This window comes from Neobacillus drentensis (assembly GCF_036962125.1).
Lineage (GTDB): Bacteria > Bacillota > Bacilli > Bacillales > Cytobacillaceae > Neobacillus > Neobacillus drentensis_B.
In genome coordinates, this window is the sequence record NZ_JBALOA010000010.1 from 17,876 (window position 1) to 33,159 (window position 15,284).

15 protein-coding genes and 1 pseudogene are annotated in these 15,284 nt (G+C 41.1%); 12 read left to right on the forward strand and 4 right to left on the reverse strand.

The window, feature by feature from the left end:
- Positions 1-152: 152 nt before the first annotated feature.
- On the forward strand, positions 153-650 hold the full coding sequence (locus tag V7121_RS09620; RefSeq protein WP_335546462.1) for a hypothetical protein: 498 nt from the start codon (positions 153-155) through the stop codon (positions 648-650).
- 76 nt (positions 651-726) lie between these two features.
- On the opposite strand, the gene V7121_RS09625 is transcribed toward V7121_RS09620, so the two are convergent.
- Complete coding sequence (locus V7121_RS09625; RefSeq protein ID WP_335502623.1) at positions 727-1,176, reverse strand: DUF6376 family protein; 450 nt, start codon at positions 1,174-1,176, stop codon at positions 727-729.
- A gap of 187 nt (positions 1,177-1,363) precedes the next feature.
- On the opposite strand from V7121_RS09625, the pseudogene V7121_RS09630 reads away from it, so the two are divergent.
- Positions 1,364-1,806 (forward strand): annotated as a pseudogene (locus V7121_RS09630) (ferritin-like domain-containing protein).
- Positions 1,807-1,886: 80 nt separating this feature from the next.
- On the opposite strand, the gene V7121_RS09635 reads toward V7121_RS09630, so the two are convergent.
- The gene (locus V7121_RS09635) at positions 1,887-2,159 is read right to left on the reverse strand and encodes a hypothetical protein (RefSeq protein WP_335546463.1); all 273 of its coding nucleotides are present in this window, start codon (positions 2,157-2,159) and stop codon (positions 1,887-1,889) included.
- Between the two features lie 340 nt (positions 2,160-2,499).
- Between V7121_RS09635 and V7121_RS09640 the strand changes: the two genes are divergently transcribed.
- The 8 genes from V7121_RS09640 (at position 2,500) to rbsK (ending at position 10,947) form a co-directional block, all read left to right on the forward strand.
- A complete protein-coding gene (locus tag V7121_RS09640; RefSeq protein ID WP_335546465.1) occupies positions 2,500-3,108 on the forward strand; it encodes a transposase in 609 nt (202 codons plus the stop codon).
- On the forward strand, positions 3,093-4,589 hold the full coding sequence (locus V7121_RS09645) for a YifB family Mg chelatase-like AAA ATPase (protein WP_335546467.1): 1,497 nt from the start codon (positions 3,093-3,095) through the stop codon (positions 4,587-4,589). Before V7121_RS09640 ends, V7121_RS09645 begins: the two co-directional genes overlap by 16 nt.
- A 282-nt stretch (positions 4,590-4,871) precedes the next feature.
- Positions 4,872-5,882, forward strand: coding sequence for a LacI family DNA-binding transcriptional regulator (locus tag V7121_RS09650; protein ID WP_335502608.1), 1,011 nt, complete (start codon positions 4,872-4,874; stop codon positions 5,880-5,882).
- 33 nt (positions 5,883-5,915) lie between these two features.
- Positions 5,916-6,314 carry a D-ribose pyranase gene (gene rbsD / locus V7121_RS09655; RefSeq protein WP_335502605.1) on the forward strand — a complete coding sequence of 133 codons (399 nt, stop codon included), beginning with the start codon at positions 5,916-5,918 and terminating at the stop codon, positions 6,312-6,314.
- 33 nt (positions 6,315-6,347) lie between these two features.
- Complete coding sequence (locus V7121_RS09660) at positions 6,348-7,844, forward strand: sugar ABC transporter ATP-binding protein (RefSeq protein ID WP_335546469.1); 1,497 nt, start codon at positions 6,348-6,350, stop codon at positions 7,842-7,844.
- Entirely contained in the window at positions 7,837-8,820 is a 984-nt protein-coding gene (locus V7121_RS09665) for an ABC transporter permease (RefSeq protein WP_335502599.1), read from the forward strand. The genes V7121_RS09660 and V7121_RS09665 overlap by 8 nt, the downstream gene beginning before the upstream one ends.
- Before the next feature lie 18 nt (positions 8,821-8,838).
- A complete protein-coding gene (locus V7121_RS09670; protein WP_335502597.1) occupies positions 8,839-9,798 on the forward strand; it encodes a substrate-binding domain-containing protein in 960 nt (319 codons plus the stop codon).
- A 222-nt stretch (positions 9,799-10,020) separates the two neighbouring features.
- The gene (gene rbsK / locus V7121_RS09675; protein ID WP_335502594.1) at positions 10,021-10,947 is read left to right on the forward strand and encodes a ribokinase; all 927 of its coding nucleotides are present in this window, start codon (positions 10,021-10,023) and stop codon (positions 10,945-10,947) included.
- 127 nt (positions 10,948-11,074) lie between these two features.
- Here rbsK and V7121_RS09680 read toward each other — a convergent pair whose 3' ends face one another.
- Complete coding sequence (locus V7121_RS09680; protein WP_335502591.1) at positions 11,075-12,457, reverse strand: S1C family serine protease; 1,383 nt, start codon at positions 12,455-12,457, stop codon at positions 11,075-11,077.
- Positions 12,458-12,680: 223 nt separating this feature from the next.
- Between V7121_RS09680 and wecB the strand changes: the two genes are divergently transcribed.
- Together wecB and gloA2 are read left to right on the forward strand one after the other, a co-directional pair.
- Positions 12,681-13,823, forward strand: a complete 1,143-nt coding sequence (gene wecB, locus V7121_RS09685; RefSeq protein WP_335546471.1) for a non-hydrolyzing UDP-N-acetylglucosamine 2-epimerase — start codon at positions 12,681-12,683, stop codon at positions 13,821-13,823.
- Positions 13,824-13,987: 164 nt separating this feature from the next.
- Positions 13,988-14,374 carry an SMU1112c/YaeR family gloxylase I-like metalloprotein gene (gene gloA2 / locus V7121_RS09690; RefSeq protein ID WP_335502585.1) on the forward strand — a complete coding sequence of 129 codons (387 nt, stop codon included), beginning with the start codon at positions 13,988-13,990 and terminating at the stop codon, positions 14,372-14,374.
- 45 nt (positions 14,375-14,419) lie between these two features.
- Here the strand turns inward: gloA2 and V7121_RS09695 are convergent, their stop codons facing one another.
- Entirely contained in the window at positions 14,420-15,235 is an 816-nt protein-coding gene (locus V7121_RS09695; protein WP_335546473.1) for a hypothetical protein, read from the reverse strand.
- Between the last annotated feature and the right edge of the window lie 49 nt (positions 15,236-15,284).

Consider the following 15,284-nt stretch of genomic DNA (forward strand, 5'->3'; position numbering starts at 1 on the left):
GACACCTATCCTCCTTGGGTGGACAGCACCTAACTCAAGGTTTTTAACCAAAAGTTCGTAATATTGCTACTATCATAACATCATATTCTTTGTTCCTGAACAAATATGATATATGCTATTTTTATAGGTGTTTGAGAGGCAGGGACTTTTTTATGAAGAAATGGAGTATGTTAGGATGGTGGATTTTGGTCGTTTTGTTCTTGAATGCTTGTGCTAGAGAAATTCCTAACACCAATACGGAAAAATACAATGTGGTCGTTTTAAATAAAGAAACAGTTAAAGGCTTGGAAAAAGGAATTTTGAAAGGAACTCCGCTGCGATTGGATCAAAAAATCCACTTAGCAGATGTTGAAAAAGTTTGGGGAAAGTATGAAGAAATGCAGGATCATGAGGATATCCACACCTATATCTATACGAAAAAAAACCGGAGAGTTGTGATTGATGAAGAGGAATTAAAAACTCTTTATTTGTTTCAAGTCGAGGTCGGAATTACCCGAGAAGAAATATTACAAAAGATGGGGAACCCAACGGAGGGAAAGCAGACCGGAGAAAAGCTTGTCTATCAAAAAAGGGATTACCGAATTACCTTTCGAAACATCGATGAAAAAACTTGGAATTTGATAATGTATAAGGTCCCACAAGATCACTAGTATTTTAAAAAGGCGCTCATGTAGAGAATTCTGTATGAACGCCTTTACGTTTATTTAAATGTGAGAATCCGAACAATTACTTACTAAGTTGTTTTATTTGATCAAGGATGTTGGTGATTTCTTGGACACTTTCAAAAATTTGTGTATTTTTAAGGACTGCTGCGTCTAGTAATCCATTTTTAATATTTTTTAAATATAGGTCAATTCCATCCAATAGTTTGTTGTTTTGGTCGACGATTTGCTGGTGCAAGTCTGCTGCAATGTCTGGGGCTTGAAGTTTATTGAATGCATTAATTTCTTGTTTCATTTCTTGGAGCATCGATCTAAGCTCAGCTGTAGCGTGCTTGTCACGAACCGCTTGTTGTGCGATAGAGGGAGCTTCGTTAGCAAAAACAGTCGCCTTATCGATGTAGTCCTTTGCATTATTCACATACGTGAGCGTATCTTTCGCATCATATAACAAGGAACAACCGCTCAGGACCAATGCGATCATCAACACAGATAAAACTACTAATTTTCTTTTCATGTGAGAACCTCCGATATTATTTATTTCAGCTCTTAACCATTCTTTCTGATAGTGGCAAATCATAAACTGGGTGTCAGTTACCATTGTTGATATTTTCATATCGTGATTAGGAAAAAGTAGAAAAAGTAAGCACCCAGATATCTCATCATACGTAGGATATTCATGAGAAAAGCTGGGAGGTTTTATGATGTATCCGTACACTAATTACTATGATGCCTTCTATAGACAGAATAATAAATTGATAAAAGAAGTTGAAAAAGCAATCCATTGTGAGTATAATGCTATCCATTGTTATGCTAAATTAGCCAATTTGGCCTCCGATGAAAAAGAGAAAAACCGGATTCTTGAAATTCGTAAAGATGAAATTAAGCACCATCACCAATTTGAACAAATCTATACCAAGTTAACGGGCAGAAAACCGCTGCAGCCAAAGCTTAGTGAGGAATGCCCAGACGGTTATTTAGAGGGATAGAGATTGCCTTACAGGATGAGCAAATAACAGTGGATTTTTATCATGAAGTCGCTGATGGTTCATCTGATTCATTGATAAAAGAGGCATTTCGAAGAGCGGCAGCAGATGAGCAGAATCACGCGGTATGGTTTTTGTACTTTTTTGCCAAGCATAAGTAAGGATTGTAGGTTACCATAAAAAGTGACACCCTTGTCTCTAAGAGGCAAGGGTGTTTTCAACGTGTCTTTTTCTGTGTTCATTAATCCCCGCCGCTATCTCCGCCCCCGGAGTCGCCGCCCGAGTCTCCACCACCATCGGAATTCCCACTGTCATTAGAACTGTCTGAATCAACCTGGTAATCATCAATATATTCATTACTATAAGAACTTTTTGGTCCTTTCCCAAGACTAGGAAAGATAAAAAAGGCAGCGATTATTGCTAAGGTTCCAAAGAACTCCTGCACTCCAAAAATAAGGTAAATACCATAGACAAGAAGCAGTACACCCAATAGCCATTGAATTACTCTTACCACGTTCAGAGATCCCCCCCAAATAGAAAGTAAGAAAATTAAAGCCATACAAAATAAATATTAGCACCTAGGACTTTTTATACATATTTTTCACGTGTGGTGTCAGGTACCGTCCGTGGACATTTGTCCTCTTCAAAAGGACAAATAGAGAGATGTAGAGAATTTGAGAGAGGTGAGTAGAATTTTGACCTTTTGTGCAGGATTTTGAGAGTGGATGTCGAATGGTTTTAGTGGTTACTATTTTTCCCTGTTCTTTTGGGTCAACAGTCTTCAAGATAACTCCCATTTCTCTCCGCGTACCGTACCTGAAAAATCCCCAACTATCCTTTAAGGAGTGATAACATTGGTTCGAAAAGTTCTCCCTGTGTATAAGGGGGCCAAATATCATATCACAAGCAGAGGTGTTAGACGTTCTACACTTTTCTTCAACGATGATGATTTTGAAAAATACCTTGCTATTCTAAAAGAAACAAAAGAGCGATACCCCTTTATCCTTCACACCTACTGCTTGATGACCAATCATACCCACCTACAGCTAGAAATGCTTGAAATTCCACCTAGTATAATCATGAAAAATCTCAATACTAAATTTGCCAAGTATATAAATAGAAAGTACGAATTCTCTGGTCATGTCTTTGAAAAGCGCTACGGTGCTGAGCACCTTAGTTCACCAGAATATGAGATTGATGTTAGTAAGTATATTCATTTGAATCCGGTATCAGCAGGGATGGTAGCAATGCCTGAGGATTACCGATGGAGCAGTTGCCGTTCCTATATTTTTGGTGAAAGTATCCCCTTGATTGACCCCAACCTAATTCTCTCCTATTTTCCTGACCCGCCAATCTCAAACTACGAAAGATATCTACATACACCATACACAGACAAGTTTTTTTGGGAAAATGGAAAAATTCATATACTAGATGAGGAGGGATATTCATGTGGGCAAAGGTAACAAGTATTGGATTAAAAGGTATGGCAGGATATCGGATGCATGTCGAGGCAGGCTCATATGTAGGGAACGATTCCTTCAAAATTGTCGGTCTGCCAGATGCGACTGTGAAGGAATCCAAGGAACGAATTATTGCCGCGCTTAGAACTCTGGGTTATCACCTTTCAGGACAAAAAATCACTATCAATCTATCACCATCGGATCAAAAAAAGTTTGGTTCCTTGTTTGATTTACCAATGGCGGTTGCAATCCTGAAAAGTCTGCATGAACTAGAGGTAACCGTCCCTGAAGATACTGGTTTTCTGGGCTCTTTATCGTTGGACGGTTCGATTCAGCCGGTTAAAGGGATGCTGCCTGCGGTTCTTGCAGCCAAAAGACTTGGGATTCAAAAGCTTTATATGCCTTATGATCAAGACCTGCCCGATTTAAAACTTGAACCGATGAAAATCATTTATGTTACCAGCCTACAGGAGACAATCTTGCATCTCTCTGGTCAATGGGTTCCTCCTTTTACAAAAAAGCAAGATGGTGAAAAATTTCACAGAAGTATTGATTACTTAGATATGGAGCAGATCATCGGCCATAAAAGTGCCAAACACGCACTTGAGGTTGCGGCAGCTGGGGAACATCATGTCTTGCTAACCGGACCGCCGGGTTGTGGGAAAAGCATGCTAGCTGAAAGCTTTCCGTCAATATTACCGGCACTGTCGAAAGAATCGCTTCTTGAGGTAATTAGCCTATATCAACTCAGTCAAAATTCCTATCCACGTTCCCAAATGCCTCCTTTCCGAAATCCGCACCATTCAGCTTCTGGAGTATCCATTATTGGTGGCGGTCAATACCCAAAGCCAGGTGAAATATCATTAGCCCATCGGGGCGTTTTGTTTCTCGATGAAATTGGGGAGTTTTCAAAAAAGACATTAGATATGCTGCGCCAGCCTCTAGAGAATGGATTAATCATGATTAGTCGAACAAATGCCACGATTACCTATCCTGCCTCGTTTCTATTGATAGCGGCTATGAATCCGTGCCCATGTGGATACGCAGGATCAAATACACATTACTGCACATGTACGAATAAGCAGATCCTCGCCTACCAAAATAAACTTTCTGGTCCGCTCAGGGACCGATTTGATATAAATCTCTGCTTAAAACCCATTCATTTTAATACCTTTACGATTGAAAAAGGAGGCGAGTCCTCAAAAATAATACGGGAGAGGGTGGAGAATGCAAGAAAGCGGCAATTTGACCGTTATGGAGGAGAGGTCTGTAACGGCAGGATTCCCTATGAAGTACTGATAAGAAAGAGTCCTCTTACAAATGCGCAACAATCGACATTGCAGCGCCTAGCAATAAAAAGGAATTGGAGCAACCGCACACAAGTCAAAATCATCCGGCTCGCGCGCACCATCTCAGACCTCCAAGCAAGCGACACCATAACCGATCAAAGCATTTTGGACGCTATAAAGCTGAATGAAGTGTGACCAAGAGAAGGTGACAGGTACCGTCCGTGGACAAAACCACCATAGTGTCCTTGAGCTGTAGACACTATGGTGTATTTTAAGTAAAAATATTATTTATGTTTTATTATTAAAAGTATCTTGTCATCATTCCTAAGCAGTGATATTATCAAATTATATAAATCTAAACGTTTACATTTTTAAAATCGATAGTAAAACTCTCCTTTTTCTTAAAAGTTGAGATTTTGGAATCGAAAAATCTAAACGTTTACATTTAGGATTTCATATTTTAGGAGTTTACATATTATGGAGTACAAACCGACGATTGAGGATGTAGCAAAGCTTGCAAATGTTTCGATAGCAACGGTATCAAGGGTAATAAACAACCAAGGCGGCGTTCGGAAGGTAACTGAGGATCGGATTGTAAACGCTATCAATGAGCTTGGTTATATTCGTAGTGCTGTGGCGAGGAGCATGAAGCGAAAGGAAACAAACACTATTGGTATTATTGTACCGGACATTACGAACCCATTTTTTCCACATGTTGTCGCTGGAATCGAACAAAAGGCAAGAGAAAAAGGCTATTATACAATCCTTAGCAGTACAAATGAATCCCCAATTATTGAAGAAGAGATTGTGAAAATCTTTATTGAAAGAGGGGTAGATGGCGTCATTATAACAACTGCAAATGAATCAGGGGACCATATCAAGTTGTTACAGGATCAAGGAATCCCTATTGTTGCCGTCGACCGGGCAATTAAAAATTTTGAAGTAGATACGGTGTTGGTTGATAACGTCAATGGCGCCTATCAGGCTGTCCGCCAATTAATTTTGCAAGGACATGAAAAAATTGCCATTATTTGCGGACCTCAAAGCACAACACCAGGACGAGAACGTTACTTAGGTTATAAGAAGGCGCTCGAGGAATATAACATTCCCTTGGACGAAAGCTTGGTGTACCAAGGTGATTTTATGGAAAACAGTGGTTATAGGGGTGCGTTGCACTTGTTTTATTCAAAAGTTAGGCCCACTGCGATATTTTCATCGAATAACCAGATGACGATTGGCTGCGTTAAGGCACTGACCGAACTTGATTGGAAGTTGGGTGAAGAGGTTTCTTTTATAGGCTTTGATGATGTCGAAATTGCGACCTTCATTAAACCAAAGCTATCTGTTGTTTCACGACCGATGACGACGATAGGAGAAATTGCCTTTCAATTAGTCTATGATCGCATTCATTTTAAAGAAAACCTTCCAAAACGGGAGTATTTATTAACACCTGAATTAAAAATTCGCGAGTCATGTCATAAAATCTAAACGTTTACATTTTTATTTTAGGAGGAAAAAACAATGAAAAAAGGCGGAATTTTAAATCCGAAAATTAACCAATTAATCTCCGAAACTGGTCACACTGACTACATCGTCGTAACAGATGCTGGCCTACCGATTCCTGAAAATGTGACCCATCGCATTGATTTAGCGTTGAAAGAAGGTGTACCAGGCTTTTTAGAAACACTTGACACTGTGTTAACTGAGCTTGAAGTGGAGAAAGTGATCCTAGCAGAAGAAGTAAAAACGGTTAGTCCGGAGATGCATGACCAAATCGTTAGCAGATTCCCAAATCTTCCAATTGAATATGTTCCACATGTGGAATTTAAGCAGCAAACAAAACAAGCAAGAGGATTAATTCGGACAGGTGAATTTACCGGTTATGCGAATGTTATCTTAGTTGCGGGTGTCGTTTATTAATCATTGGGCCTCATACAAAGGGGGGAATGGCAATTGAGTACAGCTTTGCTTGAAATGAAAGAAATATCGAAGGAATTTCCTGGAGTGAAGGCACTTGATCATGTATCCATTCGCGTCAACCAGTCCGAGATTCTTGCCTTGCTTGGTGAGAATGGTGCTGGAAAATCTACCTTAATGAAAGTGCTAGCAGGTGTTCATCAGCCAAACAACGGGGAAATCTACATAAATGGAAATCAAGTAACAATCCAAGGTCCCAAGCATTCACAAAACCTTGGTATTAGTATCATCTATCAAGAATTTAACCTAATCCCGCATATGAGCGTTGCTGAAAATATCTTTATCGGGCGGGAGCCGCGGAAAACAAAAGGAATCTTAGACCGTAAACAAATTAAGCAGGAAACAAGGAAATGGCTGAATCGAGTTGGGTTGAATAAGGTTTCTCCTGACACATTAATCGCTAATCTATCCGTTGCTGAGCAGCAGCTGGTTGAAATTGCAAAAACGCTGTCATTTAATTCGAAAATTATTATTATGGATGAGCCGACGGCTGCTTTAAATGATGAAGAAACAAATAAGCTGTTAACCATTATGAAAGAGTTAAAACAACAGGGAATGGGAGTTATTTTTATTACCCATCGCTTGGAAGAAGTACTCGTCGTTGCAGATTCAATCGCAGTTTTAAGGGATGGAAAGTATATTGGAAGTGCTTTGGTGAAGGATGTTACAAAGGATGATATGGTAACCATGATGGTCGGCCGTGAGCTGACGGAACTCTTCCCTGAAAAAGGTAAGCCATCTGCGCAGGTTTGCCTAGAAGTAAAAGATGTATCGGTACCAGGTATCCTTAAAAACATTAACCTGACAACAAAAAAGGGTGAAATCCTTGGCATTGCAGGTTTAATGGGATCCGGACGAACGGAGCTTTCGAAGGCGATTTTCGGAATGTATAGTAATATGACTGGAACTGTGAAGGTTGATTCGAAACTAGTCAAAAGTCCTAGAGGGGCGATTGATGCAGGAATTGCCTTAGTTACTGATGATCGAAAGCAAGAAGGTCTTGTTCTTGGTTTGTCAGTCTATGAGAATTTGTTGTTACCCACTTATCGAAAAATCTTCAGGTTTGGTATTCAGCAAAAGCGCAAGAAGGATGAGATTGTCAACCGTTGGGTGAATGATTTAAAAATAAAGGTCCATGACCCAAAGGTAGAGGTAAGAACCCTGAGCGGCGGTAACCAGCAGAAAGTAGTGCTCGGGAAATGGCTGCAAATGAATCCAAAGGTACTCATTTTGAATGAACCAACACGGGGGATTGATGTGGGGGCAAAGGCGGAAATCTATCAAATTATGAAAAGGCTTACGGAAGATGGGATTTCAATTATTATGATGTCATCCGAAATGCCAGAATTGCTTGGATTAAGTAACCGCATTATCGTTATGAATGAAGGGCAGATTACTGCTGAACTTAGCCAAAATGAAGCTACTCAGGAAAAAATCTTTTATTACGCATCCGGGGGTGTAATGAATGCCTAGTACAACACCAGTTCAAAAGCATGTAGAGAATAAAGCGGGGTTCAATTGGCTCTCCCTCATTGAAAAATACCGCGTATTACTTATTTTTATCGTATTATGTGTGGTTGCAGGATTTCTGTCTGATGTATTCTTCACGATGAGTAACGTCATGAATGTGCTCAGGCAGGTTTCTATTATTGCAATTATCGCGAGTGGAATGACACTTGTTATTTTACTTGCTGGAATTGACCTCTCCGTCGGTGCCGTTATGGCATTTTCCGGTGCCATTTTAGCTGGTGCCTTAACCGCTGGCTGGCCGCTCCCGCTTGCATTATTAGCTGCTCTCGGAGTTGGTCTATTATTTGGTCTTTGTAATGGTTTTTTTGTCGCAAGATTTGGCATCCCATCATTCATTGTCACACTGGCGATTATGGTAATCGCACGCGGAATGACGCTCGTTTATACAAAGGGTTATCCGCTGGTTGTAAGTAATGAGGCTTACCGTTTTATCGGAAGCGGAAGAATTTTTGGTATTCCAGTTCCAATTATCCTCATGTTTGTCATCTTTGGATTCATGTATTGGATGTTAAAATACACCAGCTTTGGCCGTTATATTTATGCCATCGGTGGGAATGAAGAAACGGCGATTCTAGCAGGGATCAACGTTAAGGCTATTAAAATAGTTGTCTTCGGAATTGCAGGGTTGCTATCAGCCCTATCCGCAATTATTTACACCTCAAGATTAATGTCAGCACAGCCAACTGCGGGAAATGGTATTGAGCTCGATGCTATTGCAGCCGTTATTATTGGTGGGACGAGTTTAGCAGGAGGAAAAGGAGCCGTTACCGGAACGCTGATTGGTGCTTTGATTATGGGCGTTCTTGATAATGTATTGAATTTAATGAACGTGTCTCCTTTTTACCAAAGTATTGCGAAGGGTCTCGTTATATTAGTTGCTGTTTTAGTAGATAGTAAGTTTTCAAAAATTAAAAAATAAGAAAATGGGGGTTTTGGAATGAAAAAGATTATTTCGTTGTTGGCAATGTTTGTGGTTATTATCGGTCTTGTAGGTTGTAGCATGGATAAAGAGACTAGCACAAAAACAGATTCAAAGGCAAAGGATAACGGTAAGTTAAAAGTTGGTTTATCCATGAATACGTTAAACAATCCTTTCTTCGTTGCTGTGAAAGAAGGGGCAGAAGCGCAAGCCAAGGAAGATAAGGTTGACCTCGTAATTACAGATGCACAAAACGATCCTGGTAAACAATTATCTGACGTGGAAAATCTTTTACAACAAAATATTGATGTGTTAATCATCGACCCAACTGATAGTGATGCGATTGTTCAAGCAGTTAAAAAGGCAAACGATTCAGATATCCCAGTTTTTACAATCGACCGTTCATCTAATGGTGGAGAAGTAATTACTCATATCGGTTTTGATGCACTTAAGTCTGGTAATATTGCAGGTACCTATTTAAAGGATGCACTTGGTGGTAAAGGAAATATTGTTGAAATTCAAGGGATTTTGGGTACAAACGTAGGACAATTAAGAAGCAAAGGCTTTAATGAAATTATCGATGCCAACCCAGGCTTTAAAGTAGTAGCTAGACAAGCAGCAAACTTTGACCGCGGTGAGGCAATGAAGGTAATGGAAGATATTTTACAAGCAAATCCTAAAATTGATGGAGTATACGCAGCTAACGATGAGATGGCACTTGGTGCATTAGCAGCCATTGAGGCGGCAGGTCGTTTAGATGAAATCACATTAATTGGTTGTGATGCCATTGATCCATCGATCGAAGCGATTAAGGCAGGGAAACTAGAGGCAACAATTGCAGAACCACCGTTTTTCCTTGGAAAAGAAGCAGTCACTACGGCTTTAAAAATTTCTAAAAAAGAAACTGTTGAAAAAGAGGTAATTCTTGATTCTACACTTGTTACTAAAGAAAATGTAAATGAAGTAAAAACGAAATAGTCATAGGTTGATAAGGTAAAAACGCAATCGCATTGCGTTTTTACTTTTATCCCGCTTTAACTGGCTGTAAGACCCCCACCTCAAGATTCTAAGTTTACAAAGTCGAAGAAGATAGTGAGGGATCAACTGCCAGTAAAAGCCCGATAGGTTCAACTAACCTTCAGTGGGGGATGGAAGTTTCACTTTATCATCTTGAAAATTATGTAGAGGCGGGGAAGGATTATGTCGAAAGTTGTTGTCGTCGGAAGTTATGTTGTGGATTTAATGAGTCGTACACCACATCTTCCAAAGCCAGGAGAAACCGTGCTTGGAGGGCCATTTCAAATGGGTCCTGGTGGGAAAGGTGGAAACCAGGCAACTGCTGCTGCTCGGAGCGGTTCTGATGTAACGTTTTTAACCAAATTGGGTGATGATGTTTTTGGCAGAGAAGCATTAAAGCACTTTACGAATGAGAATGTAAATATCGACTATATTAAAGTCGACCCCGATCAAGCTACAGGTGCGGCTTTAATTGAAGTAGATGATAAGGGTGAAAATAGTATCGTCGTAGCTTTGGGGGCATGTGGAACCATAACAGAGGCAGAGGTCATTGAGGCTGAAGACAAAATTAAGGAAGCAGATATTGTACTAATTCAATTAGAAACTAGCATTGAAGCAATTGTGACCACAGTGAAAGTAGCCAAGAATCATGGTGTACCTGTTATTTTGAATCCGGCCCCATATCAGGAGTTCCCGAGGGAAATTCTGCTGGATGTTGCTTATATCACCCCAAATGAAACTGAGGCCTTCGAGTTGACGGGGATTGAAGTAACCGATGAAAGGACAGCCCTAACTGCGGCAAAGGTCATTTATGAACAAGGTGTCCATACAGTTATCATCACGTTGGGAAGTAAAGGAGCATACCTATACACCGGTGGAGACAGCGGTGAATTGATTCCAAGCTTTACGGTTGAAGCGGTCGATACCACTGGAGCAGGAGATGCCTTTAACGGAGGATTTGCCCATGCGATTAGCAATGGATCTTCGGTGAAGGATGCGATGAAGTTTGCTAACGCTGTAGCTGCCCTGTCTGTCACAAAAATAGGCACCGCACCAGCCATGCCATATAAGCATGAAGTAGAAGCCTTGCTGGCAAAAGCGGTAAAATAACGAAGGTTAAGGTCCAATCATTTAATCAAAGAAAAATGGGACGTAGCATAATCTACATCCCATTTTTCTTTATATTTTTTCATGGTGTCATTTTCATGGTGTCAGGTACCACAAAAAGACAACCTTTCTATTCATCGTCTTTTTTCTGCTTTTTCTGGGCCTCTTGGAGGGCGAGGAGGATATCTTGAACGTCGATTTTTCCATCATTATTTAAGTCAGTAAGTGTGTTTTCAGGCGCCGTTGGTGTTGGTGTTACTGGTGTTGGGTTTGGAGCAGCCGTTGCCGCGGCTACTGTTTGTTGTTTCGGTCTAAACGCAAACGTGAACAGTAGGAGAATAATAATCAGTACTCCGGAAACGCCATCGACAATATAGAAGGTCGTAGCATAATCGGACCAGAGCGTTTTACTGCTGCCTATCCTTTTCTCGGAGTTTGCGATATATTGTTTGATTTCCGAATGATTTGGATAGATTCGCTGAACAGCCTCGAATTTTTCTAATGCATGTTTATAGTAACCGCCCCAATAAAGGTTCAATCCTTCTTGATAAAGCTTATCTGTATCGCTCTTCGCATTTTTTGCGCCCGCTTGGTTGACAAATTCCTTCACCGTGTTGACTGGCACAGCAAAGTTAAAGCCTTGGACTTCTTGGCCGTTGACTGTGTCGCCTCTAAACGTGAGTAAGCCAATGATTTCACCTTTTGAGTTGATGACCGGTCCACCGCTATTTCCATGAGTGGCAGCCGCGTTAATTTGAATAACAGGGCTACCTTGTTCTGTCTTTTTAGAGGTAGCAGAGATTTGCCCTGCATTCATCGAGGAAACTAATGATGAATCGGGAGATAATAGGTCCGAATCGGCAGCAGCTGGATATCCGCTGACCCAGATATTATCTTGGTTCTGAATATTATCAGAATCTCCAAGTGGTAAAGTTGGCAGGTTTTTGCCCTCAATTTTTAGAACAGCTACATCTTTTCCTTCATTTATAGGGGCACCATAGCTTTTCACTTCACCATCAAGTACATCCCCGCCTGGTAAAATTACTTTCAAAACCTTTTCGATTCCCGTGTATTGCGTATATTGGACCATATACTTGTAGGCTGTTTGATAGTCTACTTTAAAATAGTCCGCAATGATCGTTACTAGTTGTTTAAACGCCTCATTGGCGATATCCTCGTCTTTCTTTTGAGTCGCTTCAACTACATGAGCATTGGTGACGATATAGCCGTTCGCACTAATGATCGCACCTGAACCTGAACCGCCCACGATGGATTGGTTCTTTAGCTGCTCCAATATGGCGATGACTTCAGGATCATTGGGATTATTAAACTGCCATTGCACAACAGCATAATCAACGATTCGGACAACGGCTGGTTTCGAGTATTCTGCAAGTTTTTGAGCTTGTGCTATTTTCCCAGCGGCTGGTTTGAGATTAATGAGGAAAATGGAAGCTACCATGACTGCAATGAGAAGCAAGCAGATAGGTATGGTAATGAGGGCTCTTTTTTTCAAAATGTAATTCACTCCTAGGTCGGATATTTTAAAAATTTTCTCTGCAATATATTCGCCCCACCTAGAAATGTAATATTGTACAAATAAATTTTTAGAAAATTACAAGGTGTCAGTGGATATTGAGGAATTTTCATGACAAATGAGGTGGATAGCTTTTTCATAAATGAGGATTATTTGGTATCATGTGAGGTGAATGGAATTAGATAGTTAGTGGGAGGCCCCTATGAAGAATCAATTGAAGGTAATGACTGTGTTTGGAACGAGACCAGAAGCAATTAAAATGGCTCCCCTGGTAAAAGAATTAGGGAAGTACCCTGATAAAATTATACCGATTGTTACAGTAACGGCCCAGCACCGCCAGATGCTTGACCAAGTGCTGGAGATATTTGAGATTACGCCCGATTACGACTTAAATATAATGAAGGAACGGCAAACCTTACTGGAAGTGACAACGCGGAGTTTAGAGGGACTAAATCAAGTTCTGGCGGATGTTAAGCCAGATATTGTCCTTGTCCATGGTGATACAACGACCACGTTTGTTGCAAGCTTGGCTGCGTTCTATCACTCGACCCCGATTGGACATGTGGAGGCTGGACTTCGGACGCATAACAAATATTCCCCGTATCCGGAGGAAATGAACCGTCAATTGACTGGGGTGTTGGCTGACCTTCACTTTTCGCCAACGGTCCAGGCAAAGCGAAACCTTTTGGTAGAAAATAAGCGAGAAGAGGCTATTTATATCACGGGAAATACAGCGATTGATGCCTTGAAAACAACGGTGCGAGCCAATTATTCTCATCCTGTATTGGAACGGATCGGAAACGACAGGTTACTTCTTATGACGGCGCATCGCCGGGAAAACACCGGCGAACCGATGGAAAATATGTTCCGCGCCATTTGCCGTTTGGTCGAAAAGCATGAGGATGTGCAGGTGGTTTACCCAGTTCACATGAATCCTGTCGTTCGCGAAATTGCCAATCGTGTCCTTGGAAACAACGATAGAATTCATCTAATCGAGCCTTTGGATGTGATCGATTTCCATAATTTCGCCTCAAGGGCCTATTTGATTTTGACAGATTCAGGCGGTGTTCAAGAGGAAGCACCATCCTTGGGTGTTCCAGTCCTTGTGTTACGTGATACCACGGAACGTCCAGAGGGAATTGAGGCAGGCACCCTTAAACTGGCGGGAACAGATGAGGAAACCATCTTTAGACTTGCAGATGAACTATTATCAAACCTTGCTGCCCATGACAAAATGGCACATGCCTCCAACCCATACGGAGATGGACATGCCTCCGAGCGCATAGTCAAAGCCATCCTCCACCACTTCGAAAACGAAGAACGGCCAGAGGACTTTGGTGAATAGATGGGTGTTAAATTGGTGTCATTAAATTGGTGTCAGGTACCATCTGTGGACACTTTGATGATTTTGTCCATATGGTGTGGACATTTGGAGCGAGTTTGAACCTCTTGTCTAGGCGGACAAGGGGTGTTTTCTTGCTATGGATTAATAAAAGGAGTTGTTGGTAGATGAAGTTGAACAAAATTCATCATGTTGCGGTAATTTGTTCGGATTTTGAAGTATCAAAGGATTTTTATGTTCGCATCCTTGGTCTTAGCCCTGTTAATGAAGTGTATCGGGAGGAGCGGGATTCCTATAAGCTTGATTTAGAGGTGAACGGTCAATATCAAATTGAGCTGTTTTCATTTCCCGCCCCACCTGTAAGGCCAAGCTATCCTGAGGCAGCAGGATTAAGACACCTTGCTTTCGAAGTAGATGATATCGAAGAAGCAGTACACTATCTGAAAACCCATCAAGTGAAAGTTGAAGACATCCGTGTGGACCCTCTTACAAATAAGAAATTCACCTTCTTTACAGATCCTGATGGGTTGCCAATTGAACTTTATGCGAGTTAGGTAAAAATAGTTTTCTTATCGTAAAAAAGGGAGCTCAGCTCCCTTTTAATATATCCCCATTCTCTGCATAGGACTAGGTAACCCATATTCGCTTGGATTCCAAGAGCCATAGCTGCTGCTAAGACCTGGGGCAGGTTGGAGTTGCTGTCCGAACATGTTCATATTTGGATTAAATCCTTGGTAACCAGTAATTCCAGCAGGAGGATAGCCTAATCCGCCCCCAATTCCAGGGCCATAAGGGTTGTAGCCTTGAATAGGTCCACCTGGGTATCCGCCAAGTCCTCCAAATCCAGGTGCAGCGCCATAACCACCGCTAAATCCATATCCACCTGGATATGGTCCTTTTACCTGTCCAGCACCACCTAAAAAGCCTAAGCCAAACCCAAGTAAAGAACCTAATGACCCAAGATTAAAACCTGAACCCGAATGTCCACCATGACCGCCATGCTGCTGTCCGCCATAATGCGGTTGCCCGCCATGATGTGGTTGTCCGCCATAATGCGGTTGCCCGCCATGATGTGGTTGCCCGCCATGATGTGGTTGCCCGTTATGATGATACTGTCCACCATTATATTGTCTATTAAGATGTTGATATTCAATAGGCATCTGATAAGGATTATACATAATATTCTTCTCTCTCCTCACGATTGTATCTATCCTATGCTCCTTTTTATATAACTCTTGGGCAGTAGCCCACATAATGAGATTCAACGCCATCCCAACAGCTGAAAAATACGTCTCAAGACCTAGAATTCTTTCCGTTTGAGGTCTATGGCAGGCAGGAGTTTTTTCGTGTATTGTTGAAGTAGTAATTTGGAAATAATTTTCTTTTGGTATATATTTTTGAGGAAAATGAAACATTCCATTCCATTCATTCGTAGGAATATAAAGAGTCTTAAGTCAGGAGTCG